Origin of the sequence: Shinella sp. SUS2, assembly GCF_001262505.1 — a bacterium.
GTDB lineage: Bacteria > Pseudomonadota > Alphaproteobacteria > Rhizobiales > Rhizobiaceae > Shinella.
In genome coordinates this window covers 344,177-368,818 of record NZ_KQ410724.1, presented here as the reverse complement: position 1 = coordinate 368,818, position 24,642 = coordinate 344,177, and the positions used below count along the sequence as shown (strand labels likewise).

The 24,642-nt window shown below is 65.0% G+C and carries 28 protein-coding genes and 2 tRNA genes; 14 read left to right on the top strand and 16 right to left on the bottom strand.

What is annotated here, in order from left to right; translation table 11 throughout:
• The first annotated feature begins 86 nt into the window (after window positions 1-86).
• Together AKG11_RS04455 and AKG11_RS04450 are read left to right on the top strand one after the other, a co-directional pair.
• A complete protein-coding gene (locus AKG11_RS04455; RefSeq protein WP_050743072.1) occupies window positions 87-2,945 on the top strand; it encodes an Rne/Rng family ribonuclease in 2,859 nt (952 codons plus the stop codon).
• 132 nt (window positions 2,946-3,077) lie between these two features.
• On the top strand, window positions 3,078-3,842 hold the full coding sequence (locus AKG11_RS04450) for an SDR family oxidoreductase (RefSeq protein ID WP_050743071.1): 765 nt from the start codon (window positions 3,078-3,080) through the stop codon (window positions 3,840-3,842).
• An 82-nt stretch (window positions 3,843-3,924) separates the two neighbouring features.
• On the opposite strand, the gene AKG11_RS04445 is transcribed toward AKG11_RS04450, so the two are convergent.
• Window positions 3,925-5,076 carry a pyridoxal phosphate-dependent aminotransferase gene (locus AKG11_RS04445; RefSeq protein ID WP_050743070.1) on the bottom strand — a complete coding sequence of 384 codons (1,152 nt, stop codon included), beginning with the start codon at window positions 5,074-5,076 and terminating at the stop codon, window positions 3,925-3,927.
• Window positions 5,077-5,283: 207 nt separating this feature from the next.
• Between AKG11_RS04445 and AKG11_RS04440 the strand changes: the two genes are divergently transcribed.
• The 5 genes from AKG11_RS04440 (at window position 5,284) to aat (ending at window position 9,108) form a co-directional block, all read left to right on the top strand.
• Complete coding sequence (locus tag AKG11_RS04440) at window positions 5,284-6,042, top strand: DsbA family protein (protein WP_050743069.1); 759 nt, start codon at window positions 5,284-5,286, stop codon at window positions 6,040-6,042.
• 151 nt (window positions 6,043-6,193) lie between these two features.
• Window positions 6,194-6,631 carry a type II 3-dehydroquinate dehydratase gene (gene aroQ / locus AKG11_RS04435; protein ID WP_023514052.1) on the top strand — a complete coding sequence of 146 codons (438 nt, stop codon included), beginning with the start codon at window positions 6,194-6,196 and terminating at the stop codon, window positions 6,629-6,631.
• A 22-nt stretch (window positions 6,632-6,653) separates the two neighbouring features.
• Complete coding sequence (gene accB, locus AKG11_RS04430) at window positions 6,654-7,124, top strand: acetyl-CoA carboxylase biotin carboxyl carrier protein (protein ID WP_023514051.1); 471 nt, start codon at window positions 6,654-6,656, stop codon at window positions 7,122-7,124.
• Window positions 7,125-7,134: 10 nt separating this feature from the next.
• Complete coding sequence (accC, locus tag AKG11_RS04425; RefSeq protein ID WP_023514050.1) at window positions 7,135-8,481, top strand: acetyl-CoA carboxylase biotin carboxylase subunit; 1,347 nt, start codon at window positions 7,135-7,137, stop codon at window positions 8,479-8,481.
• 12 nt (window positions 8,482-8,493) lie between these two features.
• Window positions 8,494-9,108, top strand: a complete 615-nt coding sequence (gene aat, locus AKG11_RS04420; RefSeq protein WP_050743068.1) for a leucyl/phenylalanyl-tRNA--protein transferase — start codon at window positions 8,494-8,496, stop codon at window positions 9,106-9,108.
• A 70-nt stretch (window positions 9,109-9,178) separates the two neighbouring features.
• Here the strand turns inward: aat and AKG11_RS04415 are convergent, their stop codons facing one another.
• From AKG11_RS04415 to gatB, 4 genes are all read right to left on the bottom strand, one after another.
• Entirely contained in the window at window positions 9,179-9,634 is a 456-nt protein-coding gene (locus AKG11_RS04415) for a DUF2155 domain-containing protein (protein WP_023514048.1), read from the bottom strand.
• A gap of 76 nt (window positions 9,635-9,710) precedes the next feature.
• Entirely contained in the window at window positions 9,711-10,109 is a 399-nt protein-coding gene (locus AKG11_RS04410; RefSeq protein ID WP_023514047.1) for an NADH:ubiquinone oxidoreductase subunit NDUFA12, read from the bottom strand.
• Between the two features lie 153 nt (window positions 10,110-10,262).
• Complete coding sequence (locus AKG11_RS04405; RefSeq protein WP_050743165.1) at window positions 10,263-10,763, bottom strand: GNAT family N-acetyltransferase; 501 nt, start codon at window positions 10,761-10,763, stop codon at window positions 10,263-10,265.
• Window positions 10,764-10,831: 68 nt separating this feature from the next.
• Window positions 10,832-12,334, bottom strand: a complete 1,503-nt coding sequence (gene gatB / locus AKG11_RS04400) for an Asp-tRNA(Asn)/Glu-tRNA(Gln) amidotransferase subunit GatB (RefSeq protein ID WP_023514045.1) — start codon at window positions 12,332-12,334, stop codon at window positions 10,832-10,834.
• Between the two features lie 129 nt (window positions 12,335-12,463).
• On the opposite strand from gatB, the gene AKG11_RS04395 reads away from it, so the two are divergent.
• The 4 genes from AKG11_RS04395 to AKG11_RS04380 all read left to right on the top strand — a co-directional run bounded on the left by AKG11_RS04395 (window position 12,464) and on the right by AKG11_RS04380 (window position 14,708).
• Window positions 12,464-12,769: a DUF1294 domain-containing protein gene (locus AKG11_RS04395; RefSeq protein ID WP_023514044.1), complete on the top strand. Its 306-nt coding sequence runs from the start codon at window positions 12,464-12,466 to the stop codon at window positions 12,767-12,769.
• A gap of 55 nt (window positions 12,770-12,824) precedes the next feature.
• The gene (locus AKG11_RS04390) at window positions 12,825-13,268 is read left to right on the top strand and encodes an RrF2 family transcriptional regulator (RefSeq protein ID WP_050743067.1); all 444 of its coding nucleotides are present in this window, start codon (window positions 12,825-12,827) and stop codon (window positions 13,266-13,268) included.
• 86 nt (window positions 13,269-13,354) lie between these two features.
• Window positions 13,355-14,257, top strand: coding sequence for an NAD(P)/FAD-dependent oxidoreductase (locus AKG11_RS04385; RefSeq protein ID WP_050743066.1), 903 nt, complete (start codon window positions 13,355-13,357; stop codon window positions 14,255-14,257).
• Window positions 14,258-14,450: 193 nt separating this feature from the next.
• Window positions 14,451-14,708, top strand: coding sequence for a YjhX family toxin (locus AKG11_RS04380; RefSeq protein WP_050743065.1), 258 nt, complete (start codon window positions 14,451-14,453; stop codon window positions 14,706-14,708).
• 34 nt (window positions 14,709-14,742) lie between these two features.
• Here the strand turns inward: AKG11_RS04380 and AKG11_RS04375 are convergent, their stop codons facing one another.
• The 8 genes from AKG11_RS04375 to AKG11_RS04340 all read right to left on the bottom strand — a co-directional run bounded on the left by AKG11_RS04375 (window position 14,743) and on the right by AKG11_RS04340 (window position 20,451).
• On the bottom strand, window positions 14,743-15,255 hold the full coding sequence (locus AKG11_RS04375; RefSeq protein ID WP_050743064.1) for a GNAT family N-acetyltransferase: 513 nt from the start codon (window positions 15,253-15,255) through the stop codon (window positions 14,743-14,745).
• 143 nt (window positions 15,256-15,398) lie between these two features.
• Complete coding sequence (locus AKG11_RS04370; protein ID WP_050743063.1) at window positions 15,399-16,544, bottom strand: slipin family protein; 1,146 nt, start codon at window positions 16,542-16,544, stop codon at window positions 15,399-15,401.
• A gap of 442 nt (window positions 16,545-16,986) precedes the next feature.
• Window positions 16,987-17,063, bottom strand: a tRNA-Asn gene (locus AKG11_RS04365).
• Window positions 17,058-17,131, bottom strand: a tRNA-OTHER gene (locus AKG11_RS04360). The genes AKG11_RS04365 and AKG11_RS04360 overlap by 6 nt, the downstream gene beginning before the upstream one ends.
• 255 nt (window positions 17,132-17,386) lie before the next feature.
• The gene (gene gatA, locus AKG11_RS04355; RefSeq protein ID WP_050743062.1) at window positions 17,387-18,868 is read right to left on the bottom strand and encodes an Asp-tRNA(Asn)/Glu-tRNA(Gln) amidotransferase subunit GatA; all 1,482 of its coding nucleotides are present in this window, start codon (window positions 18,866-18,868) and stop codon (window positions 17,387-17,389) included.
• Between the two features lie 18 nt (window positions 18,869-18,886).
• Entirely contained in the window at window positions 18,887-19,351 is a 465-nt protein-coding gene (locus AKG11_RS04350; protein ID WP_023512773.1) for a GNAT family N-acetyltransferase, read from the bottom strand.
• Between the two features lie 3 nt (window positions 19,352-19,354).
• Complete coding sequence (gene gatC, locus AKG11_RS04345) at window positions 19,355-19,642, bottom strand: Asp-tRNA(Asn)/Glu-tRNA(Gln) amidotransferase subunit GatC (protein ID WP_050743061.1); 288 nt, start codon at window positions 19,640-19,642, stop codon at window positions 19,355-19,357.
• Window positions 19,643-19,746: 104 nt separating this feature from the next.
• Window positions 19,747-20,451, bottom strand: a complete 705-nt coding sequence (locus AKG11_RS04340; RefSeq protein ID WP_050743060.1) for a metal-dependent hydrolase — start codon at window positions 20,449-20,451, stop codon at window positions 19,747-19,749.
• 117 nt (window positions 20,452-20,568) lie between these two features.
• Here AKG11_RS04340 and AKG11_RS04335 point away from each other — a divergent pair, with 117 nt between their 5' ends.
• Both AKG11_RS04335 and ruvX read left to right on the top strand, forming a co-directional pair.
• The gene (locus tag AKG11_RS04335; RefSeq protein ID WP_023512776.1) at window positions 20,569-20,865 is read left to right on the top strand and encodes an alkylphosphonate utilization protein; all 297 of its coding nucleotides are present in this window, start codon (window positions 20,569-20,571) and stop codon (window positions 20,863-20,865) included.
• Between the two features lie 11 nt (window positions 20,866-20,876).
• Window positions 20,877-21,362 (top strand): Holliday junction resolvase RuvX, encoded by a 486-nt coding sequence (gene ruvX / locus AKG11_RS04330; RefSeq protein WP_050743059.1) that lies wholly within the window; start codon window positions 20,877-20,879, stop codon window positions 21,360-21,362.
• On the opposite strand, the gene AKG11_RS04325 is transcribed toward ruvX, so the two are convergent.
• Both AKG11_RS04325 and AKG11_RS35660 read right to left on the bottom strand, forming a co-directional pair.
• A complete protein-coding gene (locus tag AKG11_RS04325; protein WP_050743058.1) occupies window positions 21,308-21,634 on the bottom strand; it encodes a DUF6105 family protein in 327 nt (108 codons plus the stop codon). The genes ruvX and AKG11_RS04325 overlap by 55 nt on opposite strands.
• Complete coding sequence (locus tag AKG11_RS35660; RefSeq protein WP_023512779.1) at window positions 21,631-21,762, bottom strand: hypothetical protein; 132 nt, start codon at window positions 21,760-21,762, stop codon at window positions 21,631-21,633. Before AKG11_RS35660 ends, AKG11_RS04325 begins: the two co-directional genes overlap by 4 nt.
• 208 nt (window positions 21,763-21,970) lie before the next feature.
• On the opposite strand from AKG11_RS35660, the gene AKG11_RS04320 reads away from it, so the two are divergent.
• Window positions 21,971-22,906: an AEC family transporter gene (locus tag AKG11_RS04320; RefSeq protein ID WP_023512780.1), complete on the top strand. Its 936-nt coding sequence runs from the start codon at window positions 21,971-21,973 to the stop codon at window positions 22,904-22,906.
• Here the strand turns inward: AKG11_RS04320 and AKG11_RS04315 are convergent.
• A complete protein-coding gene (locus AKG11_RS04315) occupies window positions 22,888-24,540 on the bottom strand; it encodes an acyl-CoA dehydrogenase family protein (protein WP_023512781.1) in 1,653 nt (550 codons plus the stop codon). The genes AKG11_RS04320 and AKG11_RS04315 overlap by 19 nt on opposite strands.
• Window positions 24,541-24,642 lie beyond the last annotated feature (102 nt).

The window sequence follows — 24,642 nt, the reverse complement described above, 5'->3', positions numbered from 1 at the left end:
GGCGCATCCCCCTCCTCCCCCGGCACCTCCCTAGATGGGAACGGTTCGCCGCCAGGATCGCGGCTGCGCCGAGGAGCTCAATCTACATGGCAGAGAAAATGCTTATCGATGCGTCTCACTCTGAAGAGACGCGCGTCGTTGTCGTGCGCGGAAACCGCATAGAAGAATTCGACTTCGAATCCGAACACAAGAAACAGATCCGCGGCAATATCTACCTTGCCAAGGTCACACGCGTCGAACCGTCGCTCCAGGCGGCCTTCGTCGATTACGGCGGCAACCGCCACGGCTTCCTGGCCTTCGCCGAAATCCACCCGGATTACTACCAGATCCCGCTTGCCGACCGACAGGCCCTGCTGAGGGCCGAGGCCGAGGAGCACCGCCGCGACGACGACATCGAGCATGTCGAGACCGCGGGCGATCGCTCCGAAGACGCGGCAACGCCGGAAACAGCCGCCGTTGAAGAAGAAGTGCAGGCCGTTGCGCCCGTCGAGGCAGAAACCGCCGAGACTGTTGTCGAGGCCGAAGTCGTCGAAGCCGCGGCCGCCCTTGCGGAAGAGGCACCGGCCGAAAAGCCGAAGAAGCCGCGCCGCCCGCGCAAGCCCAAGGCGAAAGCCGAGGATGCACCGGCCGCCGAAGAGGCCGCCGCCCCCGCCGAGAGCAGCGACGACGAGACCCCCGGCGGCGCGATGGCCATGGCCGTCGATACCGACGAGGTTTCCGAGCCCGCCGAACGCTCGCGCGGCCGCCGTCGCCGCGATGACGATGATGACGAGGACGATCATCACGGCGAGGAAAAGGAAGTCATCGAATCCGTCGGCGCCGAAGACGCGATGGAAGAGGTTCCGGATCGCGTCGTGCGCAAGCCGCGCAAGCAGTACCGCATCCAGGAAGTCATCAAGCGCCGCCAGATCCTGCTCGTGCAGGTTGCCAAGGAAGAGCGCGGCAACAAGGGCGCGGCGCTGACCACCTACCTGTCGCTCGCCGGCCGCTACTCCGTGCTGATGCCGAACACGGCGCGCGGCGGCGGCATTTCGCGCAAGATCACCAACCTGCAGGACCGCAAGCGCCTGAAGGAAATCGCCCGCGACCTCGAGGTTCCGCAGGGCATGGGCGTCATTCTGCGCACCGCCGGCGCAAACCGCACCCGCGTCGAGGTCAAGCGCGACTTCGAATACCTGATGCGCCTGTGGGAGAACGTCCGCACGCTGACGCTCGCCTCCACCGCGCCCTGCCTCGTCTATGAGGAAGGCTCGCTGATCAAGCGCTCGATCCGCGACCTCTACAACAAGGACATCAGCGAGATCATCGTCGCCGGCGAGGAAGGCTACCGTGAAGCCAAGGGCTTCATGAAGATGCTGATGCCGAGCCATGCCAAGGTCGTGCAGCCCTATCGCGACGTGCATCCGATCTTCTCGCGCTCGGGTATCGAAGCCCAGCTCGACCGCATGCTGCAGCCGCAGGTAACGCTGAAGTCCGGCGGCTACATCATCATCAACCAGACCGAGGCGCTCGTCTCGATCGACGTCAACTCCGGCCGCTCGACGCGCGAACACTCGATCGAGGAGACCGCGCTCCAGACGAACCTGGAAGCCGCCGAGGAAGTGGCGCGCCAGCTTCGCCTGCGCGACCTTGCCGGCCTCGTCGTCATCGACTTCATCGACATGGAGGAGAAGCGCAACAACCGGTCGGTCGAAAAGCGCCTCAAGGACCACCTCAAGAACGACCGCGCGCGCATCCAGGTCGGCCGCATCTCGCATTTCGGCCTCTTGGAAATGTCGCGCCAGCGCATCCGCGCTTCAGTTCTCGAATCGACCATGCAGACCTGCCCGCATTGCAACGGCACGGGCCATATCCGCTCGCAGTCGTCGGTGGCGCTGCATGTCCTGCGCGGCATCGAGGAATACCTGCTCAAGAACACGACGCACAACATCGTCGTCCGCACGACGCCCGATATCGCGCTCTATCTGCTCAACCACAAGCGCGGCACGATCATCGATTATGAGACCCGCTTCGGCGTCCAGATCATCATCGAGGCGGATGCCCATGTCGGCGCGCAGCATTTTGCGATCGACCGCGGCGAGCCCGTCGAGAACCCGGTCAAGATCGAGCAGATTCTGCACTTCGAACCCGAACCGGAAGATGACGACATCGTAGTCGAAGACGAGATCGACGAAGACGAGGAAGAAGCGCGTCCGGCCGCGGCCGCGCAGGCTTCGTCCTCGTCGGCGACATCCGATGAGAACGGCCGCAACAAGCGCAAGCGCCGCCGCCGTCGTCGTGGCCGCCGCGAAAACGGTGACGGCACGGACACCGCATCCTTCGGTGGCGAACAGGCCGGTGATGACGACGCGCTCGATGACGACGAGGCCGATGGCGACGAGGGTGCGGAAGACACACCCCAGGCGCAGGCTGACGACACGTCCGATCGCCGCAAGCGCCGCCGCCGCGGCAAGCGCGGCGGCCGCCGCAACCGTCCCGAGGACGGCTCGCTCGAGGCTGGCGCCGAAGGCTCCGAGGACGGCGATAGCGATGCGGACGACGCCGAAGAGGCCGTCGCCGTCGAGGTAGAGGTCGCCGAAGTGATCGTCGCGGCCGAGGAAGCGCCGGTCGAAGTGGTGGCTGAAGAGCCGGCGGCCAAGCCGAAGCGCGCTCGCCGCAGCCGTGCCAAGGCCGTAGAAGAGGTCGCCACCGATGAAGCTGCCCGCAGCGAGATCGAGGCCCAGCCGGCTTCTGCCGCCGAAGAGGCAACCCCGGTCGAGCCGGAAGTCGAAGCAGCCTCTGCCGCTCTCGACGAACCGGCCAAGCCCGGCCGCGCCAACCGCGACATCTCCAAGATTGCCTCCGAGCCGGTGGTGAAGTCTTCGACGACGAAAGAAGCAGCGCCGGACGACGAACCGGAAAAGCCCAAGAAGGGCGGCTGGTGGCAGCGCCGCGGCTTCTTCTAAGAAGCCGCTAATATCCAGGAATTGAGAAGGGCCCGGCATTGTCCGGGCCTTTTTCGTGCGCGGGTTTCGGGTGGCTCCCGTCGCTCCCTTCTGCGACATCCGGGCCGCAGGAAACCAGCAAGGGAGAAATTCATGCCCCGTCTCGACAACAAGATCGCCATCGTCACCGGCGCCAGTTCCGGCATCGGCCGCGCCGCCGCGCTTCTCTTCGCCCGCCAGGGCGCACGGCTCGTGCTCTCCGCCCGCAGGCGCGAGCAGCTCGAAGAGCTTGCCGACGAGATCCGTGGAACAGGCGGCGTCGCCGTCGCGGTGCCAGGCGACGTCAGCGAGGAGGCCCACCACCAGGCGCTGGTCGAGGCGGCGCGGGCCGAATTCGGCGGCCTCGACATCGCCTTCAACAATGCCGGAACAACAGGTCCGGTCGGCCCCCTCACCGCCCTTTCCCTGGCCGAATGGCAGGACGTCGTCGCCATCAACCTGACCAGCGGCTTTCTCGCCGCCAAACACCAGCTGCCGGCCATGGAAGCACGCGGCGGCGGCAGCCTCGTCTTCACCTCGACCTTCGTCGGCTACACGGCCGGCTTTCCGGGGCTCGCAGCCTATGCCGCCTCGAAATCCGGCCTCGTCGGCCTCGTGCAGGTGCTCGCCTCGGAATACGGGCCGAAAGGTATTCGCGTGAACGCGCTACTGCCGGGCGCGACGGATACGCCGATGGGGCGGGCGGTGGCAAACACGCCGGAGGCGCGCGACTTCATCGCCGGCCTCAATGCCTTCAAGCGCATCGCCGCGCCGGAGGAGATTGCCGAGGCCGCACTCTTCCTGTGCTCGGATGCCGCAAGTTTCACGACCGGGACGGCGATGCTCGTCGACGGCGGTGTGTCGATCAACCGGGTCTGATGCTCACAAGGCGATTCAGGGGCTTGCGGGATTGAATCCGTTTCCCGCCACAAGCGCCTGAAACGGTACCGCTTTCCCCGTTTCAGGCGAGCCAGCGCGCGAGGCGGTCGACCGCCTCGCTCATCTCCTCGTAGGCGCCCGCATAGGAGAAGCGCATCGTATGGTGCCCGTCCTGCGGATCGAAATCGGCACCCGGCGTCGCCGCGACGTCGGTTTCCGCGAGCATGCGGCGAGCGAAGGCCATGCTGTCATTGGTGAATCGGCTGACATCGACATAGGCGTAGAAGGCGCCGTCCATCGGCGAGGCGATGGCAAAGCCAAGTTCCGGCAGCCGCTTCACCAGGAGGTCGCGATTCGCTTTGTAGGCGTCGCGATAGACGTTGAGTTCCGCCTCCGCCCCGAGCGCAGCTTCCGCCGCGATCTGCGAAAGCTCCGGCGCGGAAATGTAGAGGCTCTGGGCGATGCGCTCGACGGGGCGCACCAGCGCCTCCGGCAGCACCATCCAGCCGATGCGCCAGCCGGTCATGCAATAGTATTTCGAGAAGGAGTTGATGATCACCGCGTCATCGCCGAACTCCAGCGCCGTCGCCTCTTCGCCGACGAAGGTGAGGCCGTGGTAGATCTCGTCGGAGATGAAGGCGATGCCGTTGTCCCGGCAATAGGCGGAGAGCGCCGCAAGATTGGCGCGACCGGTCACGGTGCCCGTCGGGTTGGCGGGGCTGGCGAGCAGCACGCCGTCGATGCGGCCATGGGCAGCGACGGCGGCCTCCAGCGCTGCCGGGGTCAGCGTGAAGCCGTTTTCCGCATTCACCTCGATTTCCACCGTCTCGATGCCGAGCGCCGCAAGGATATTGCGGTAGGCCGGATAGCCGGGACGCGCGATGGCAACGCGGTCGCCGGCATCGAACAGCGCGAGAAAAGCGAGGTTGAAGCCGGCCGAAGAGCCTGTCGTGATGGCGATCCGGCCCGGATCGACGGAGACGCCGTGATGGCGCTTGTAGAAATCGGATATGGCGCGGCGCAGCGAAAGGAGGCCGAGCGCATCCGTATAGCCGATGCGGCCGATCTCGAGCGCCCGGCGGGCGGCGTCTCGCGCCGCTTGCGGTGCGGGATGCACGGGCTGGCCGACGGCCATGGAAATCACCGGCCGGCCGGCCGCACGACGCTTCGTCGCCTCAGCCAGCACATCCATGGCGTGAAAGGGTTCGACGGCGCCGCGGCGGGAGAGTTTCATGGGACTGCCTTCCGGTTCTTCGGGTCGCGTCTTCCTGCCGCAAGATGCCCGTCTTCACAATCCCGCGAGGGCCGAAAATCCGCCGCTTTTACCCTATCGTTTGCGCCTGCCCGACCATAAGGTCGTTGAAAGCGCCACGACCCGCATTGACGTTGAGGGGCCGCCAATGGCACTTCTCCGGCGCATCACGACGAGGACAGCAAAGACATGACATTCAAGACGAAGCTCGCGGCCACGGTAGCACTTGCCCTTTCGGTCGCAGCCCCCCTGCCCGCCCTTGCCCTCGATGATGCGCAGAAGAAGGAAATCGGCGAATTCATCAAGGAATACCTCGTCGAGAACCCGGAAATCCTTATCGAGGTGCAGGAGGCCCTGCAGAAGAAGCAGGAAGAACAGCAGCAGGCGAAAGCCCAGTCCGCCATCACCGACAACGAAAAGGCGATCTTCTCCTCGCCCTATGACATCGCACTCGGCAATCCGAAGGGCGACGTCACGATCGTCGAATTCTTCGACTACAACTGTGGCTACTGCAAGCGCGCGCTCTCCGACATGGATGCGCTGCTGAAGGAAGACAAGAACATCCGCTTCGTTTTGAAGGAACTGCCGATCCTCGGCCCCGATTCGCTCGCCGCCCACAAGGTGAGCGCAGCCGTGCGGGAACTCGCCCCTGAAAAGTACGGCGAGTTCCACCGCGCGCTGCTCGGCAACGAGGGCCGCGCGACGGAAGAAAGCGCGATCGCCCTTGCCGCGACGATGGGCCTTGCCGAGGCTGACCTCCGCAAGACGATGGCCGACAAGCCGCATGACGAGGCGGTGCGCGAAGCCTATTCGCTGGCCAACGAGCTCGGCATCACCGGCACGCCGTCCTACGTGCTCGGCCAGGAGATGATCTTCGGCGCGGTGGGCGCGGACGACCTTCGCGAAAAGATCGCCAATGTCAGGGCGTGCGGCAAGGCGACCTGCTAAAACCGCCATCTTCCTGCCACGCTGGCCGTGTTCAGCCGTTGCTGCTTGTGGACATCGCCCCATTCGACCGGCAAAGCCCCTGCCCTTGGGGCTTTCCCTGTGGAAACCGCCGGTCTATAGGTAATTGTCTTTCCAGCATGCGGAATTGTGAATGGCTTCCACCCTTTTCGTGCTCAACGGTCCCAACCTGAACGCCCTCGGCAAACGTGAACCCGGCATCTATGGCGGGCACACGCTTGCGGATATCGAGGCGCTCTGCAAGGCGGAGGGTGAGAAGCTGGGCTTTGCGGTCGATTTCCGCCAGTCCAACCATGAAGGCGATCTGGTCGACTGGATCCACGAAGGCGGCGATGCCGCCGCTGGCATCGCCATCAATGCCGGTGCCTATACCCACACCTCGATCGCCCTGCACGACGCCATTCGCGCCATCAAGGTGCCGGTGGTCGAACTGCACCTTTCCAATGTGCATGCCCGCGAAGAATTCCGCCACACGTCGATGATCGCGCCCGCCGTCAAGGGCGTCATCTGCGGTTTCGGCGCGCACAGCTACATCCTCGCGCTTCACGCGCTTTCGTCCATCACGAAATAAGAAAAACAAGAGGCTCATTTCCATGGCTGACAAGAAACACGGCATCGATCAGACGCTCATCCGCGATCTCGCCAACATCCTCAACGAGACAGACCTCACCGAGATCGAAGTGGAGCAGGACGACCTGCGCATCCGCGTCTCGCGCGCCGGCACGCCGCAATATGTCCAGGCACCGATCGCTGCACCGGCTGCCGCCTATGCCGCACCGGCCGTCGCAGCCACGGCTGGCGCAGCCCCCGTTGCCGACGCCCGTAACAACAAGAACGCCGTCACGGCGCCGATGGTCGGTACGGCCTATCTGTCGCCTGCTCCGGGCGCCCGTGCTTTTATCGAGGTCGGCGCCACGGTCAAGGAAGGCCAGACCATCCTCATCATCGAAGCCATGAAGACGATGAACCAGATCCCGGCGCCGCGCTCCGGCAAGGTCACCGAAATCCTCGTCTCGGATGCAAGCCCGGTCGAATACGGCGAACCGCTTGTCATCATCGAATAAGGCGGCCCCCATGATCTCCAAAGTCCTCATTGCCAACCGCGGCGAAATCGCCCTTCGCGTCCTTCGGGCGTGCAAGGAGCTCGGCATCGCCACGGTCGCCGTGCATTCGACGGCGGATGCCGATGCCATGCATGTGCGCCTCGCCGACGAGAGCGTGTGCATCGGCCCGCCCCCGTCGCGCGAGAGCTATCTGAACATCCACCAGATCGTCGCCGCCTGCGAGATCACCGGCGCCGACGCGGTGCATCCCGGCTACGGCTTCCTGTCTGAAAACGCCAAGTTCGCGGAAATCCTCGATGCGCACGGCATCACCTTCATCGGCCCGACGGCGGAGCACATCCGCATCATGGGCGACAAGATCACCGCCAAGCAGACGGCGCAGGAACTCGGCATCCCCGTCGTTCCTGGCTCCGACGGTGAGGTGAAGCCGGAAAACGCGCTCGAAGTCGCCCGCCAGATCGGCTTTCCCGTGCTCATCAAGGCGACCGCCGGTGGCGGTGGCCGCGGCATGAAGGTCGCCAAGACCGAGGCGGACCTTGAAGAAGCCGTCTCGACGGCCCGCTCCGAGGCGCTCGCTGCCTTCGGCAACGACGCCGTCTACATGGAAAAATACCTCGGCAAGCCGCGCCATATCGAAATCCAGGTCGTCGGCGACGGCATGGGCAATGCCGTGCATCTCGGCGAGCGCGACTGCTCGTTGCAGCGCCGCCACCAGAAGGTCTGGGAAGAGGCCAACTCTCCGGCCCTCAACGTCGAGCAGCGCATGAAGATCGGCCAGGTCTGCGCCGACGCCATGAAGAAGCTGAAATACCGCGGCGCCGGCACGGTCGAGTTCCTCTACGAGAACGGCGAGTTCTATTTCATCGAGATGAACACCCGCCTTCAGGTGGAGCACCCGATCACCGAAGCGATCACCGGCATCGACCTCGTACACGAGCAGATCCGCGTCGCCTCCGGCGCCGGCCTTTCGGTGAGCCAGGAAGACATCGTCTTCTCCGGCCATGCCATCGAGTGCCGTATCAATGCCGAGGATCCGCGCACCTTCGTTCCCTCGCCGGGTACGATCACGCATTTCCACGCGCCGGGCGGCCTTGGCGTGCGCGTCGATTCGGGCGCCTATCAGGGCTACCGCATCCCGCCCTACTACGACAGCCTGATCGGCAAGCTCATTGTGCACGGCCGCACCCGCGTCGAATGCATGATGCGCCTGCGGCGCGTTCTGGACGAGTTCGTCATCGACGGCATCAAGACGACGCTGCCGCTCTTCCAGGACCTGATCGCCAATCAGGACATCGCCAACGGCGATTACGACATCCACTGGCTGGAGAATTATCTGGCCGGCAAAACCGACGCCTGAGGGGCGTCGGTCATGGCAGGGCGACGCAGCCGGCACCCGGAAATCAACCCGGACCTGCTTCTACGCGCCTACTCCATCGGGCTTTTCCCGATGGCTGATTCGGCCGACGACCCGGAACTCTTCTGGGTCGAGCCGGATATGCGGGGCGTCATCCCGCTCGATACGTTCCACGTCTCGCGCAGCCTCGCCAAGACGATCCGCAAAAAGCCCTTCGACATCCGTTTCGACACCGCGTTCGACGCGGTGCTGGCCGCCTGCGCCGAGGCCGCGCCCGATCGGCCCTCCACCTGGATCAACACGAAGATCAAGTCGCTCTACGGCACGCTACACCGCATGGGCCATGCCCATTCCGTGGAAGCATGGGAGGGGGAAAAACTCGTCGGCGGCCTCTACGGCGTCTCGCTCGGCGCGGCCTTTTTCGGCGAGAGCATGTTTTCGCGGCGCACGGACGCCTCGAAGATCTGTCTGGTGCATCTGGTGGAGCGGTTGAAGAAAAACGGTTTCCGCCTGCTCGACACGCAGTTCACCACCGAGCACCTGAAGACATTCGGCGCGATCGATGTGCCGAAGATCGAATATGAGGACATGCTGGCCAACGCGCTGGCGTCGCCGCATTTGCCGTTTTGACGGAGAAGATGTGGCGCGGGGCTTGGCCCGGGGATCCACGAGGGCAGGCAAAACGTCCCTGGAGAGCGATTTACTGGGTCTTCGCCTTCGCGTCTTCCGGCGGCGGCACGTCAGACTTCGCCTTGCACTCGGTCAGCCACACGTCGTAGACGGCGTGTTCGACGGCGTTGAGACCGGGGCTGTCGGCAAACATCCAGCCGGTGAAGATGCGACGGATCTTGCGGTCGAGAGTGATCTCGTCGACCTCGACGAAGGACGTCACCTTCTGTGCCTCGGTGTCGTCGCGGCTGTAGCAGACCTTCGGTGTCACCTGGAGCGCGCCGAACTGCACGGTCTCGCCGATATAGACGTCGAAATTGGTGATGCGGCCAGTGATCTTGTCGATGCCGGAGAAGACGGCGACCGGGTTCTCGACGCGGGCGGCTTCAGCAGCCACAGGCAACAGCGCCGCGCCTGCGGCGGCCACGGCAAGCGCGGCGACAAGAAGCCGCCGTCCGGCGTTTGCCGAGAAAAACCCTGATGTCATGAATGCCGTCTCCTGCGAACCGCTCCGGCGTTCGCCGGTCGCTTGGAGCTAGCGGCGAAATGTGGCCAAATCGGTATCAGTTGCCCGGCGTCCAGGCGTCGTAGTCGCCCGTCACGCGCGGACGTTCGCCGGCGGCGGCAAGCGAGCCCGGCGGACGATAGGCCTGGGCGGTGCCGGTCGGGTTCTGGCGGTGCGGCTTTTCCCAGTCGCGGGCCTGATACTTTTCATCGGCCGGGGAAACATCGGTGCGATGGTGCATCCAGCCGTGCCAGCCCGGCGGGATGGCGGAGGCTTCGGCATAACCGTTGTAGATCACCCAGCGGCGCGTGCGCCCTTCGGAATCCTTCGCGCCGCCCTGGTAGTAGACATTGCCGAGTTCGTCCTGGCCGACCCGGGTGCCGAAGCGCCAGGTGTGAAAACGGGTGCCGATCGTCTGACCGTTCCACCAGGTAAAAATCTGCTTGAGAAGGTTCATGGGCTGGCGTCCTTGGCAGGGCCGTGCCGGAAGCGCGGCCCGAGACTGTTGGGCCGCCCGCAGAAAGCGGGCGATCTTTCTTCCGCTTATGGCGCGGCAGCGCTGGAATGTCCAGCGATTCCCGCCCCTTCGCCCACGGCTTTTCGCCGCGGATCAGCCGCCGAGCGGCTTCTCATAGACATCCAGCGGCACGCCGGAGATGTTGTCCGCGGTGTGCTGCGCCTCGCCGACCTTGGCAAAGCCGTGCGCGTAGTAGAAGGCGACCGCCGCATCGTTGCGCGGGTCGACCTCCAGCAGCATCGTCGTGGCATCCGGGAAGCAGGTTTCGAGTTCCGCGAACATGTCGCGGCCGATGCCCTGGCGCTGATAGCGCGGCAGCACGTAGAGCTGGTGCAGGAACGCCACCTTCGGCCGATCCTTCGCCATGGCGACATAGCCCATGCCGGCAAGCTCCTTGCCGTTGTCGGCGACGACGAACTCGCTGTCCTTGCGCTCCAGCCGGGCCTTCAGCGCCGGCACGGAATGCCAGCGCGCGGTAATCTCGCGCACCTTGTCCGCGCCGTAGAGCGCGTCATAGGTGGCGTGCCACGTCTCGGCCAGAAGCGCGCTGACCTTCGCCAGGTCGCGTTCGGAGGCCGTGCGGACGAAGAACATGGGAAGTTCCTTTGTTTTGAAGCAGTTCCAGACGGAAAACCGCTTCACACTTTTCCTGGAATTGCTTCCTAGTCCTCGATGCCCAGCTTGGCCTTGACGAGGGCCTGCACGGCTTGCGGGTTGGCCTTGCCGCCCGTCGCCTTCATCACCTGGCCGACGAACCAGCCGGCAAGCGTCGGCTTGGCGAGAACCTTGGCGACCTGATCGGGATTGGCGGCGATGATTTCATCGACGGCCTTCTCGATGGCGCCGGTGTCCGTTACCTGCTTCATGCCGCGGGATTCGACGATATCGGCCGGGTTGCCGCCTTCGGTCCAGACGATTTCAAAGAGGTCCTTGGCGATCTTGCCGGAGATGGTGCCGTCCTTGATGAGATCGATGATGCCGCCGAGCTGGGCGGGCGAAACCGGAGTCTCTTCAATGGCTTTGCCGTCCTTGTTCAAGGCACCGAGCAAGTCGTTGATGACCCAGTTGGCGGCCGTCTTGCCGTCGCGGCCGGCAGCCACGGCCTCGTAATAGTCGGCGATCGCCTTCTCCGAGACGAGCACCGAGGCGTCGTAGACCGAAAGGCCGAGATCCTTGACGAAGCGGATCTTCTTGTCGTCGGGCAGTTCCGGCAGGTCGGCGAGCAGCTTGCCGACGAATTCGTTGTCGAACTCCAGCGGCAGCAGGTCCGGATCGGGGAAGTAGCGGTAGTCGTGCGCGTCTTCCTTCGAGCGCATGGAGCGCGTCTCGCCCTTGCCGGGATCGAAGAGGCGGGTTTCCTGGTCGATCGAACCGCCATCCTCCAGAATGCCGATCTGGCGGCGGGCTTCGTATTCGATCGCCTGGCCGATGAAGCGGATGGAGTTGACGTTCTTGATCTCGCAGCGCGTGCCGAAACCTTCGCCGGGGCGGCGCACGGAGACGTTGACGTCGGCGCGCATGGAGCCCTCGTCCATGTTGCCGTCGCAGGTGCCGAGATAGCGCACGATGGAGCGCAGCTTCGTCATATAGGCCTTGGCCTCGTCCGACGAGCGCATGTCCGGCTTGGAGACGATCTCCATCAGCGCGACGCCCGAACGGTTGAGGTCGACATAGGACATGGTCGGATGCTGGTCGTGCATCGACTTGCCGGCGTCCTGCTCCAGGTGCAGGCGCTCGATGCCGATCTCGATGTCTTCAAAATTGCCCTGGCGGTCGGGGCCGAGCGAGATGACGATCTTGCCCTCGCCGACGATCGGGTCCTTGAACTGCGAGATCTGGTAGCCCTGCGGCAGGTCCGGATAGAAGTAGTTCTTGCGGTCGAAGATCGAGCGGTGGTTGATCTGCGCCTTGAGGCCGAGGCCGGTGCGCACGGCCTGCCGGACGCATTCCTCGTTGATCACAGGCAGCATGCCGGGCATGGCCGCATCGACGAGCGAGACGTTGGCATTCGGCGCCTTGCCGAATTCGGTGGAGGCGCCGGAGAACAGTTTCGAATTCGAAAGGACCTGCGCGTGCACCTCCATGCCGATGATGACTTCCCAATCGCCGGTGGCGCCGGGGATGAAGCGTTTCGGATCGGGGGTACGGACGTCGACGAGGGTCATTTTCGGCTCTTGCTGTGGTGTCTTCGGTGCTGTCTCGGTAGAACATATGGGCAGGCGGTGCAAGGTTTTCAGCGCATGAGGCCGACCCTCGTTAGCCAAGCCGCAAGGATGATCGACTAAACTGATGCCATGGGTACGACGACAACGCTTCTCATCATCTTCCTTCTCCTCAACGTCGTGACGTTCTGCCTCTACTGGTGGGACAAGGAGGCCGCGCGTGACGGCCATTGGCGCGTTTCCGAAGCGCGGCTGCTGCAGTTCGCCCTCTTCGGCGGCAGCCTCGGCGCCGTCGCCGCGCAACAGCTGCTGCGGCACAAGACGCGCAAGGAGCCCTTTCGCACGCAGCTGATGGCGATCCTGATTCTGCACGCGGCGCTCGTGCCGGCGGCGCTGATTTTCGGCCCTGCCCTCGTCCGCACACTGCGCGCCGGCTGACACCTGCATCGCCGGCATGTTGACAGAAAGCAAGATTCGTAACTATTATTGTTACATGAAAAGAAACAGCCGTCTTTCCGCCGTGCTCCACGCACTCATGCACATGGCCGAACGCGAGGCGCCGATGACCTCGGACGACCTTGCACTCTGCCTCGACACCAATGCCGTCGTCGTCCGGCGCACCATGGCAGGCCTTCGCGACGCCGGTATCGTGCAATCCGGCCGCGGCCATGGCGGCGGCTGGCAATTTGCCCGGCCGCTTGCGGACATCTCGCTGCTCGACATCTACAACGCGCTCGGCGAGCCGATCGTCTTCCAGATCGGCCCGGCGACGGAAATGCCGGGCTGCGTGATCGAGCAATCCGTCAACCGGGTGATCGGTGACGCGCTGAAGGACGCCGAGGCGATCCTGATGGCGCGCTTCGCCGGCACGACGCTTGCCGACCTCGCCGCCGATTACCGGGTGGCGGCGAAACGCCGTCGGACCGATACCGGCTAAACGGGAACGCCTTCCCGATACTCCGCATCGAACGACCGATACCCATCGGGCGAACGATGCCGCGCGCTCCACAGAAAGGATGAACCATGACCGAAGATGCCATCATCATCGGCGGGGGCTTTGCCGGCCTTTCCGCCGCCCTGCAGCTTGCCCGCGCCCGGCGCCGCATCACCATTCTCGACACCGGCGAGCCGCGCAACCGCTTCGCCGCCCATTCGCACGGCTTCCTCGCCCAGGACGGCCGGCCGGGCCGCGACATCCTTGCCGATGCCCGCCGACAGCTGGCCGCCTACGCGACGGTCACCTTCCGTGACGTGCCGGCCGAACGGCTGGACGGGGAGAAGGACGCCTTCTCCGTCGTCACCGGCGACGACGGGCGGATTGCGGCGCGCCGCGTGCTGCTTGCCACCGGCTTCGAGGACCAGTTGCCCGATATCCCGGGCCTTGCCGAGCGCTGGGGCAAGACGGTGCTGCATTGCCCCTATTGCCATGGCTACGAGGTGGGCGGTGGACCGGTCGGCGTGCTGGCGCGCACGGCCGAGGCGGCGCGCTTTGCGGCGGTGGTCGCCGACTGGGGCAATGTCACGCTCTTTACCAACATGGCGCCGGAGCCGGACGACGCGGCCCTTGCCGTGCTCGCCGAGCGCAATGTGAAGCTCCGGCCGGGCCGCGTCACCGCCATCGCCGACGGGCCGGATGGCCTCTTGTCCGTCGAAACCGGGCCGGGCATCCCGACCCTCGTGAAGGCGCTCTTCGTGATGCCGGAGGCGCGGGTGCGCAGCACCATCCCGGCCGGGCGCGGCCTGACGCTGAAGGAAACGCCGATCGGCAGCATCCTCCACACAGACGACACGGGCCAGACCTCCCTGCCCGGCCTCTATGCAGCCGGCGACATCGCGCTCGGGGCGGCCAACATCTCGCTCGCCTCGGCCAACGGCGTGAAGACTGCCGTCTTCCTGCACCATTCCCTGATCTGGCCGATGCATTGACCTTTGCGGATGCCCCGGCTATTCCGGGGCATCCGCAAATGGAGTTTTGATGTCTAACTCGTCTGAGACCTGCTGAAGACCCTGCCCGCGACAGCTTGCGCGCAGGGTCTGGAAAAACGATGAGCCCTGCCACCTCGTAGGTGGCGGAACGTTTTTTCGCGTTCATTCGAACGCCGGACGGATTCTCAAGACAATGGACATTTCGCGCGCCGAACAGCGCATTCTCCATCTGCTCGCCCAGGGCGGCAGGATCGACATCGAAAAAGACGACAACCGGAAGGTCATGACGGTCGCCTGCATCACGCGGGACGGCTGGCGAGCGAGCGGCCTCGACATCGACCTCTTCCGGAAACTGAAGCGCCGGCGGTGCATCGCCTCCTCCGGCGGCAGGCCCTACCGCATCACGCAACGCGGCCTGGAGCTGGTGCGGGCCCAGCTGGACAACCAGTGAACCGGCGGGAGGCGCGGCGAAAGCCCGCCTCCCCTCAGAACCCGCCCGGCCCGTAGCCGGGCGGCTCGTCCGCAACGAGCTGCCGGCGCAGGCCGACCGACTCGACATCGCGGTCGAGGCGTTCGGAATAGTCGATAGACAGCCAGTTCACGCTATAGCCGTGCTTCTGGAAGAAGCCGACGGCGGCCGTGTTGCGGGCATGCGTCTGCAACCGCGCCGCCTCGAAACCCGCTGCGACGATCTCCGCCTCCATGGCGGAGAGCAAGGCGGAGCCGAGCCCCTTCTTCTGCTGTGGCGGGTCGATCCAGAGGTCGCTGATCTCGTCGTCCAGCGCCTCGCGCGCCGCCCATCCGGCCGTCCGGCCCTCGGTTTCAGCGACGCTCACCCGCAACCAGTGGCGGGCAAGGAACTGCTGGAAGGCGTTGCGGGCATAGTCGCGCCGCACCTGCAGGTCGGCGACGCCGACGACGGCCTGTTCCCAGGCCCGAACGCCGATTTCGACGAGAGCGGGAACATCGTCCTCACGGGCATTGCGAACGGCGATCATGCGGGCGGCCCTTTCCGACACCATGAAAGCATTGCCGGAAAGGCTTGGCGAGGGAGACGAAAGACTATCCACGGAGATGATGGAGAGAGGGAAGCGAATACCCGCCGAAACGGAACCGCCCGGCCTTCCGGCCGGGCGATCCCCTACTTGTCGCGAAGCTGGACGAGGTCGTTCATCAGGCCCGCCGTTCCGTTGTGGATCGTCAGGCGCTCGACCTTGCCGGCGATGGCCTCCAGCGCTTCCAGCTCCTTCAGCCGCAGCATGACCGGGTTCTCCGCCATCACCTTCGCCGTGTTGAGGAGCGAACGGGTGGCGTTCGTCTCCTCGCGGCGGCGAATGACATTGGCCTCGGCCTGCTTTTCAGCGGCGACAACCTGGTTGAGGATGTCGCGCATCTCGCCCGGCAGGATCACGTCCTTGAGCTCGATGGCCGAGACCTCGACCCCGATCGCGGCCATGTCGGTGCGGACCTTCTCGGCCGCTTCCGCATGGACCGTCACCTTGCGTTCGAGGATCTGGTCGAGCGTCAGCGTGCCAAGCGTCTGGCGGAAGGCGAACTGCAGCGCCCGGTAGAGGGCATCCGCAAAATCCTTGACCTCCGAGACGGCCTTCAGCGGTTCGACGACGCGGTATTCGGCAGCGATGTTCACCCGGATCGTGACCTTGTCGCGGGTGAGCAGCTCCTGACCGGTGACGTCGAGCGACTGGCGCTTGAGATCGACCACGCGCACCTGGATCGTCCGGCCGACATTCCAGAAGGCGTGGACGCCCGGCTCCAGCATGCGCTGGTGCGTCCCGTCGATGACAAGCAGGCCGACCTGCCCGTCATTGACCAGGAAGGCCGTGACGAGTTCCAGGCGACGCGCCCGCGTCAACCGGCGCATCAGCTCCGGATCGACATCGAGCCCGCCGGCCAGGTCGACACGCGTCTCCGTCCACGGACCTGCCGCGTTCCAGACCACAAGCTTCTGGTTCGGTGCAAGAACGGCGTGAAGCTCACCGTCACGTTCGACGACAGCCACCTCGCGGGCATTCGTGCGAAAGACCGTCAGCTCGCGCTGCGCGACCGCCGGGAGCCCATCGAACAACGGCTTCTCGTAGGCCGAGACGAAGGTCGGCCGGTTCACGTCGTGACGTTCCAGCTCCAGCATGCCACGGCGGTTCGGCAGGCTGTGTTCACCGGCGCCGAATATGCCGAGGACTTCTCCCCTGTAGAGGGCGAGCACCCGTTCGTTTGCCTTCACGAGGACGCGTGTGCGCCCCAGGATCGTATCGAGAAATATCGTCATCGTTCTGCTCCTTCGGTCATACGCTACGTCATGAACCGATCGTCCTTTCGTCGTTGGTTTCTGTTGGCATCGGCGGCGGGATGGTGCGGACCACAAACACGGTTCCGGTTCCGTTTCCCTTGCCAGTTCCCGGTGAGCCCCTTTTCGCCCGGGGAACCTGCGGGCGGGGTATGTTTCAACAGGCATGATCCGGGAACCGGCTGACGGCCATCGGCGGCGGGTTTTCGGGAGAGGGCCGCGCGGCCTTCAAGCGGGCTTGGATGCCGCGGCACCCTTGCCGGCCGGAAGGCGGCTTGACCGTCACCGCGAACCGGACCGCGAATGTCCGGCGTCGGGTTTTCCACAAACGCGCCTTTCGGCCCACTTGCGGTCTACCGTCCGCAGTCCGGTCCCCGGACCGGAGGTAAGACAGCTTGGAAGGCTGTCGCTGATTTTGAGTCAGCGCTTTGGAGAAGGATTCGAACCTTCCACAGTCAGAGTAACAATCTGATGCTCTACCACTGAGCTATCCAATGGAGCAGACAACGGGAATCGAACCCGCGACCTCCGGAGGAACATCCGGTGCTCTACCGCTGAGCTAGGTCCGCAATACCAGTCTTCTCGGTGCGGCATCCGTACACGACGACGGCAGGGCCGCCTCGCGCGGGAGGAGCGGAAAACTCCATCCGTTGACATCCGCACCGGCTGAACGACCGGGAAGGCGCGTTTATTCTCGACTTCGGAAGGGATCAAGCAAAAAAGACGCGGACACGCCTGTCGTAACGGCAGGTGTTGCCGCTACGACACGATCTGGCGATTGAAACCGTACGCCCGCAGTGCAGGCAGAAGGGGCTGAAGGCCCCTTACCACCACCTGGCCGGCGTGAAGCGGCCGGCGGCCTTTTCGATGACATGCGCCGTCTTGAAGAGGACCTCCTCCTCGAAGGGCTTGCCAATGAGCTGGAGGCTGAGGGGCAGGCCCTTGTGGTCGAGACCGGCGGGCACGGAAAGGCCCGGCAGGCCGGCCATGTTCACCGTGACGGTAAAAATGTCCTGCAGGTACATCTTGACCGGGTCGGATGCGAGGTCCTCGTCGGCGATGCCGAAGGCGGAGGACGGCGTCGCCGGGGTCAGGATCGCGTCGACACCGGCGTTGAAGGCGAGCTCGAAGTCGCGCTTGATCAGCGTGCGAACCTTCTGCGCCTGGAGGTAGTAGGCGTCGTAATACCCGGCCGACAGCACGTAGGTGCCGATCATGATGCGGCGCTTGACCTCCTGGCCGAAACCGGCAGCGCGCGTCTTCTCGTACATGTCGACGATGTCCTTGCCGTCGACGCGCAGGCCGTAGCGCACGCCGTCATAGCGGGCGAGGTTCGACGAGGCTTCGGCGGGCGCGACGATGTAATAGGCCGGCAGCGCGTACTTGGTGTGCGGCAGGGAAATGTCGACGATCTCGGCACCGGCCTCCTTCAGCCAGGCGATGCCCTGCTGCCAGAGCGCCTCGATCTCCTCCGGCATGCCCTCGACGCGGTATTCGCGCGGTATGCCGATACGCATGCCCTTCAGCGACTGGCCGAGCGCGGCTTCGTAGTCCGGCACCGGCAGATCGACGGAGGTGGTATCCTTGGCATCGACGCTTGCCATGGACTTCAAGAGGATCGCCGCATCGCGCACGTCGCGGGCGATCGGGCCGGCCTGGTCGAGCGAGGAGGCGAAGGCGACGATGCCCCAGCGCGAGCAGCGGCCATAGGTCGGCTTGATGCCGACGGTGCCGGTGAAGGCGGCGGGCTGGCGGATCGAGCCGCCGGTGTCCGTCGCCGTCGCACCGGCGCACAGGAACGCGGCAACGGCCGCGGCCGAACCACCGGACGAACCGCCCGGGACGAGATCGGCGTTGGATCCGTTCGCGCGCCACGGGTTCTTGACCACGCCGTAATAGGAACTCTCGTTGGAGGAGCCCATCGCGAACTCGTCCATGTTCAGCTTGCCGAGCATGACGGCGCCATCGGCCCACAGGTTCCCGGTGACCGTCGATTCGTATTCCGGCCTGAAGCCGTCGAGGATGTGGCTGCAGGCCTGGGTATGCACACCCTCGGTCGCAAACAGGTCCTTGATGCCGAGCGGGATGCCCTCAAGCGCACCTGCCTTGCCGGCAGCGATGCGGCCATCAGAGGCCTTCGCCATATCGCGCGCCTTTTCCGGCGTCACGGCGACATAGGCGTTGATGACAGGGTTCGCCGCCTCGATCGCGCCAAGATAGGCGTCCGTCAGCTCAACGGCGGTGATCTCCTTGGCGCCGAGCTTTTCGCGGGCTTCGGCAATGGTCAGGCGGGTCAGATCGGTCATGGGTGCGGTCACTTCGGGTCAGGCAGCACGAAGCTGCTTTTGATAGAATATGGAATAGGGTGAATCCGGATAGTCGAGCACGGGGCCGCAGCGGGTGAACCCGGCCTTCTCGTAGATCGCCCAGGCAGCCGGGTGCTGGTCGCCTGTTTCGAGCACGAGCGTTTCCAGCTTCTCCCGTTCGGCGGCAGCCTGGATCTCGCCAAGGATGCGCCGGCCGATGCCCTGCCCCTGCCAGTCCGGCCGGGTGAACATGCGCTTCACCTCGCCCACCGCCGCGGAATGGCGCTTCAGCGCACCGCAGCCGACGACGGTTCCCTCGTCACGGGCGATCCAGACCGTCACGGCCGGCTCGGCCATCTGCTCGACGGTCAGGTGGTAGCAGGCCTCCGGCGGCGAGAGCGCGAGCAGCACGGTGTTCAGCTCGGCGACCAGCGCGCGAACCTCATCGCTAAGCGGGCTCTCGATGGCGAGGGTGACGGCCAAGGATTACTCCACCACCTTCGGAACCTGGAAGAAATTACGGTCGGTGGCCGGCGCATTGGCAACGATGGCATCCGCCTTGTTGCCGTCATTGACGACATCCTCGCGCTTCTTCATCTCCATCGGCGTGACGGAGGTCATCGGCTCGACGCCGTCGACATTGACTTCGGACAGCTGCTCGACAAAGCCGAGGATGCCGTTCAGCTCGCCGGTCATGCGGTCTGCCTCTTCCTCGCTGACGGCGATGCGGGCAAGACGCGCGACGCGCTTCACGGTGGCTAGATCTACGGACATGGGTGGTCTCCGCTCAGAAATTTCTACCCGCTATACTGACCAAGCCCAAGGGGCGCAACGGGGGAATGGTCCCTTCCACGCCCCCTCGCCCGTTTTCCGGCCGCTCAGCGCGAGACGACACCGCCGGCGCCCGGCACCTCGATCTTGGCCGAAGCACCGTCCATCGCCTGCACGAAAAGATCGGCCGTCGGCGCGATGATGCCGAAGGAACCGTAGTGGCAGGGGATGACCGTATCGAAATTGAAGAAGCGCTGGCAGGCGAGCGCGGCGACGGCGCCGCCCATGGTGAAGCGGTCGCCGATCGGCACAAGGCCGATTTCCGGCTGGTGCAATTCGTGGATCAGCGCCATGTCGGAGAAGATGTCGGTATCGCCCATGTGATAGAGCGCCGGCTCGTCTTCGAAATGCAGCACAAGGCCATTGGCGTTGCCGAGCGAATGGGAGACACCGTCCTCGGTGATCTGCGCGGAGGAATGCAGCGCATTGACGAAGGTGGTGGAGAAACCGTCGAAATGCACGGTGCCGCCGGTGTTGCCCATATCGACCTTCTCCACGCCCTTGGCGCCGAGCCAGGCGGCAAGGTCCGCGTTGGCGAGCACGGTCGCGCCGGTCTCCTTCGCGATCTGGATCGTATCGCCGACATGGTCGCCGTGGCCGTGGGTCAGCAGGACATGGGTGAGGCCCGCCACCGCGTCCTTGCGGGTGGCCTCGTCGAACGCGGGATTGCCGGTGAAGAACGGGTCGATCAGGATTCTGGCTTTCGCCGTTTCGATCCGGAAGGCGGAGTGGCCGAGCCAGGTGATTTTCATGCTTGTTCTCCCGTTGGGGTCCTTGGCGCAATATAGAACCGGCGAAGGCCGTTTCCATCCATCGCCGGATCGTTATAAGCGTGGCTTTCGAGATGGAGCAACATGCAAGGAGCCGTCATGAGCGACGACGACTATATCTATGACGAAGCAACCGGCGAATGGCGGCCGGCATCGGAAATCGCCGCGGAAAAGGCCGCCCGGAGCCAGGTGCGGGACGCCAGCGGCACCGTGCTTGCGGATGGCGATTCGGTCGTGCTCATCAAGGACCTGAAGGTGAAGGGTGCCGGCCAGACCCTGAAGCAGGGTACGGTAATCCGGTCCATCCGCCTCACCGACAATCCGGACGAGATCGACTGCCGGCACGAGACGATCAAGGGTCTGGTCCTGCGCACGGAATTCGTGCGCAAGCGCTGAGAGGTTACCCCATGGCAACGCTGACACTGGAAGACCTGGCCGAAACCCTCGCCCCCGGCCAGCCGATCGCCGGCCTCGACCTCGGCACCAAGACCATCGGACTTTCGGTGTCCGATCTCGGCCGTCGGCTGGCGACGCCGCGACCGGTGCTGAAGCGCGTGAAGTTCACCCAGGATGCCGAGCTGCTGCTCGCCTTCGCGGCGAAGGAGAAGGTCGTCGCCTTCGTCATCGGCCTGCCCATGAACATGGACGGCAGTGCCGGGCCGCGCGTCCAGGCAACGCGCGCCTTCGTGCGCTCCATGGCCGACAAGACGGACATCCCCTTCGTCTTCTGGGACGAACGGCTATCGACGGTGGCGGCGGAGCGCACGCTGATCGAGATGGACGTGTCGCGCAAGAAGCGCGCCGAACGCATCGATTCGGCGGCCGCCTCCTTCATTCTTCAGGGGGCTCTCGACAGGCTTTCGTCCCTGGCAAGGGCGGCGGACGCGGACTGACGGCGCGCCTGCCACCAGGCAAAAATCCTCTTGCGGCGCCGGAAGGCGATGAGGCCCAGCACCAGGAAGCTGTCCACGACGATGGCGCGCAGCACCAGCGGCGGCAGGTCTTCCGGCGGAATGCCGAGGATATGGCCGTAGATCTGGAACACCAGGTCATGCGCATCGCGCGTCAGCATGAAGATGCCGAAGCTCATGTCGTAGTAGGAAAGCCCGTACCAGCTGCCGAGCAGCGCGATCGGGCCGGCCCAGAGGATCAGGAACCACTTCATGCCACCCTCCTCTTCGGCGCGAGAAGATCGCCGGTTGCAAAGACGATCTCGCTGACCGCCACGCCCGTGGCGATGACGAGGAGCGGGACGACGATATCCACCGCCGCAAAACAAAACAGGGTCGTCATGACCGAAATCCGGGCCGTTCTGGCCATAGGCTGCACTCGCTCGCATGGTTAACACCAGGTAAACGGAACCTTCGCCCGTTAACTCTGTGCACGCAACGTAAACCCTCCATTAAGGTTAATTTCCACACGGGCCGCACGGCAGCGCAGGCTTGCAAGCCTGCGCAAGGCGTGGAATGAGCAGCCACCATTCCTCGCCCGCCCGGTTCCCATGCTCGCCATCTTCGAAAGCATTCTCCCCGTCTTCCTGCTCGTTGTGCTCGGGGTCTTCCTCAAGCGCTGGCGGCTGATCGACCGCGACATGTGGAACGGGCTCGAGCAGCTCGGCTTCTTCGTGCTGTTTCCCTGCCTGCTCTTCACGACGCTCGCCAAGGCGGAATTCTCGGGCATTGCCGCCGGCAGCGTGGCGCTCGGCTCCATCGGCTCGGTGACGCTCATCGCAGCGATTCTGGCGCTCTCCTGGCCGCTTTTTCGCGCCGCGCAGGTTTCAGGCGCGTCGTTTACTTCGGTTTTCCAGACCTCGACACGCTGGAACGCCTTCATCGCACTCGCCATCGGTGAAAAACTTTACGGCCCGGGCAGCCTTGCCCTCGTCGCCCTCGTGGCGACACTGATCATCATTCCCCTGAATTTCTACAATATCGCCGTTCTCGTCTGGTTCGGCGGCGGCACGCGCAGCCTGAAGACCTTCGCCCAGAAAATCGTCACCAACCCGATGATCATCGGCTCGGTGCTCGGTGTCGCCGTCAACCTTCTGGAAATCCCGATCTACGCGCCGCTGATGCAGGCGACGGAACTCGTCGCGGACACCTCGCTCAGCCTTGGCCTCATCATGGTCGGCGCCGGACTGAAGCTGGCCGATGCGCTGAAACCCCGGCCGCTGGCGCTGCTGCCGGTCGCCCTGAAGCTCCTGTTCATGCCGCTGGTCATGACGGCGGCGGCCTATGCGCTCGGCATGCGCGGCGAGCCGCTCCTGACGATCGCCATGGGGGCGAGCGTGCCGACAGCGATGAACGGTTACGTGCTGGCCAAGCAGATGGGCGGCGACGCGCCGCTCTATGCCGCCGTCGCCACGCTGCAAACGATCGCCTCGTTCTTCACGATCCCGGTCGTATTGGCGGCAACCGCCTATCTTGCCGGCGGATAGAGCAGGTCGACGATGTAGGCCGAATCGAAGCGCGAATCGAGCATGCCGTAGGTCGAGCGCCAGCCCGAGGCGAGGCGCGTTTCGAGGAAGGCATCGGCGATGCGCCCGGCACCGGCGCGATAGAGTTCGGCCGCGGCAGCGGCGAGCGCCAGCTGCTCCACGAGCATGCGGGCCGCTCCCTCGTCGCGCTCGCAGAGCGAGAGCGCAGCACGCAGCACGTCGACCGTCTTCTTGCCAGCCGGACCGAGATCGCGGGCAAGCCCGGCAAACAGCATCTCGAACAGGTCCCTGCCCCGGCTGGTGACGCGCATCAGATCGAGCGCCATGACGTTGCCCGAGCCTTCCCAGATCGCATTGACGGGCGCCTCGCGATAATGCCGCGCGATCGGCCGCTCCTCGACATAGCCGCTGCCGCCGATGCACTCCATCGCTTCGTAGATCAGGGCGGGCGCGATCTTGCAGCACCAGTATTTCGTCACGGGCGTCATGATACGGGCGTAGGCAGCGTCCTCGGCGCTGTCGCGCGCCTTGTCGAAGGCCTCCGCCAGGCGCAGGGAGAGCGCGGTCGCGCCCGCAACGTCGAGCGCCATGTCGGCGAGCACGCGCGTCATGATCGGCTGGGCGACCAGCGGCTTGCCGAAGACGCTGCGGCCGCGCGTATGGTGCACCGCTTCGGCGAGCGAGGCGCGCATGATGCCGGACGAGGCCAGCGCACAGTCAAGCCGCGTCAGGGTCACCATGTCGAGGATGGTGCGGATGCCGGCATCGGGCGTGCCAAGCAGGAAGCCGAACGTTTCGGAGAACTCGACCTCCGAGGAGGCGTTGGAGCGGTTGCCGATCTTGTCCTTCAGGCGCTGGAAGCGCAGGCCGTTGCTGGAGCCGTCCTCCAGCAGGCGCGGCACGAGGAAACAGCCGACGCCCTCGCGGGTCTGGGCGAGCATGACGAACCCGTCGCTCATTGGTGCCGACATGAACCATTTGTGGCCGGAGAGCCGGTAGATGCCCTCGCCGACACGCTCGGCGGTGGAGGTGTTGGCGCGCACATCCGTGCCGCCCTGCTTTTCCGTCATGCCCATGCCGATGGTGACGGCACTCTTCTGCATGGCGGGCTTGTTCGTGCTGTCATATTTGCGCGACAGGATCTTCCGGCCCCATTCGCGCTGCACCTGCGGCGAGACGGACAGGGCCGCGACCGAGGCGCTCGTCATGGTCAGCGGGCAGAGATGGCCACATTCGAGCTGAGCGGTCAGGTAGAAGCGCACGGCACGCGCCTTGTGCGCCCTGCCCTTCTCCTCCGGCACATTCTCCCAGAGCGAGGAATGCAGGCCGCTCGCCATGGAGCGGCGCATCAACGCGTGCCAGGCGGGATGATAATCGACGACGTCGAGGCGCTCGCCACGCGGGCCGTGGGTGCGCAGCTGCGGCACGCCCTCGTTCGCCATGCGGGCGAGCTCCTGCGCTTCCGGCGAGGTCACGTAGCGGCCGATCGCGTCGAACTCGTCGCGCAGCCCCTTGGGCATGGCGTCGGTTGCATCGACCAGCAGCGGGTCGGAGCGATAGGCATTGATGCCCGACCAGAGCGGCGGCTGGTTGAGATCGGCGAGTTTCTGTTCGGTCGTCTTGTCGCGAGTCATGAGCGGGTTCTAGCCCAAGTCGCGGCGGGGCGAAACGGGGCCGTGCGGTTGCCGGCGCGCTCGGCTTCACAAAAGCGTGGGAATGCGCGGCCTTGCCGCCGC

Bases quoted from the DNA above. Each gene is read 5' to 3' on its own strand.
- aroQ (WP_023514052.1), top strand. From the start codon at position 6,194: ATGGCTTCCACCCTTTTCGTGCTCAACGGTCCCAACCTGAACGCCCTC.
- AKG11_RS04335 (WP_023512776.1), top strand. From the start codon at position 20,569: ATGAGCGACGACGACTATATCTATGACGAAGCAACCGGCGAATGGCGG.
- AKG11_RS04315 (WP_023512781.1), bottom strand. From the start codon at position 24,540: ATGACTCGCGACAAGACGACCGAACAGAAACTCGCCGATCTCAACCAG.
- gatC (WP_050743061.1), bottom strand. From the start codon at position 19,642: ATGTCCGTAGATCTAGCCACCGTGAAGCGCGTCGCGCGTCTTGCCCGC.
- aat (WP_050743068.1), top strand. From the start codon at position 8,494: ATGGCAGGGCGACGCAGCCGGCACCCGGAAATCAACCCGGACCTGCTT.
- AKG11_RS04390 (WP_050743067.1), top strand. From the start codon at position 12,825: ATGAAAAGAAACAGCCGTCTTTCCGCCGTGCTCCACGCACTCATGCAC.
- AKG11_RS04340 (WP_050743060.1), bottom strand. From the start codon at position 20,451: ATGAAAATCACCTGGCTCGGCCACTCCGCCTTCCGGATCGAAACGGCG.
- gatA (WP_050743062.1), bottom strand. From the start codon at position 18,868: ATGACCGATCTGACCCGCCTGACCATTGCCGAAGCCCGCGAAAAGCTC.
- accB (WP_023514051.1), top strand. From the start codon at position 6,654: ATGGCTGACAAGAAACACGGCATCGATCAGACGCTCATCCGCGATCTC.
- AKG11_RS04410 (WP_023514047.1), bottom strand. From the start codon at position 10,109: ATGAACCTTCTCAAGCAGATTTTTACCTGGTGGAACGGTCAGACGATC.
- AKG11_RS04375 (WP_050743064.1), bottom strand. From the start codon at position 15,255: ATGATCGCCGTTCGCAATGCCCGTGAGGACGATGTTCCCGCTCTCGTC.
- AKG11_RS04450 (WP_050743071.1), top strand. From the start codon at position 3,078: ATGCCCCGTCTCGACAACAAGATCGCCATCGTCACCGGCGCCAGTTCC.
- AKG11_RS04385 (WP_050743066.1), top strand. From the start codon at position 13,355: ATGACCGAAGATGCCATCATCATCGGCGGGGGCTTTGCCGGCCTTTCC.
- AKG11_RS04370 (WP_050743063.1), bottom strand. From the start codon at position 16,544: ATGACGATATTTCTCGATACGATCCTGGGGCGCACACGCGTCCTCGTG.
- gatB (WP_023514045.1), bottom strand. From the start codon at position 12,334: ATGACCCTCGTCGACGTCCGTACCCCCGATCCGAAACGCTTCATCCCC.
- AKG11_RS04325 (WP_050743058.1), bottom strand. From the start codon at position 21,634: ATGAAGTGGTTCCTGATCCTCTGGGCCGGCCCGATCGCGCTGCTCGGC.
- AKG11_RS04380 (WP_050743065.1), top strand. From the start codon at position 14,451: ATGGACATTTCGCGCGCCGAACAGCGCATTCTCCATCTGCTCGCCCAG.
- AKG11_RS04440 (WP_050743069.1), top strand. From the start codon at position 5,284: ATGACATTCAAGACGAAGCTCGCGGCCACGGTAGCACTTGCCCTTTCG.
- AKG11_RS04445 (WP_050743070.1), bottom strand. From the start codon at position 5,076: ATGAAACTCTCCCGCCGCGGCGCCGTCGAACCCTTTCACGCCATGGAT.
- ruvX (WP_050743059.1), top strand. From the start codon at position 20,877: ATGGCAACGCTGACACTGGAAGACCTGGCCGAAACCCTCGCCCCCGGC.
- AKG11_RS04405 (WP_050743165.1), bottom strand. From the start codon at position 10,763: ATGTTCTTCGTCCGCACGGCCTCCGAACGCGACCTGGCGAAGGTCAGC.
- AKG11_RS35660 (WP_023512779.1), bottom strand. From the start codon at position 21,762: ATGACGACCCTGTTTTGTTTTGCGGCGGTGGATATCGTCGTCCCGCTC.
- AKG11_RS04395 (WP_023514044.1), top strand. From the start codon at position 12,464: ATGGGTACGACGACAACGCTTCTCATCATCTTCCTTCTCCTCAACGTC.
- AKG11_RS04455 (WP_050743072.1), top strand. From the start codon at position 87: ATGGCAGAGAAAATGCTTATCGATGCGTCTCACTCTGAAGAGACGCGC.
- AKG11_RS04415 (WP_023514048.1), bottom strand. From the start codon at position 9,634: ATGACATCAGGGTTTTTCTCGGCAAACGCCGGACGGCGGCTTCTTGTC.
- accC (WP_023514050.1), top strand. From the start codon at position 7,135: ATGATCTCCAAAGTCCTCATTGCCAACCGCGGCGAAATCGCCCTTCGC.
- AKG11_RS04320 (WP_023512780.1), top strand. From the start codon at position 21,971: ATGCTCGCCATCTTCGAAAGCATTCTCCCCGTCTTCCTGCTCGTTGTG.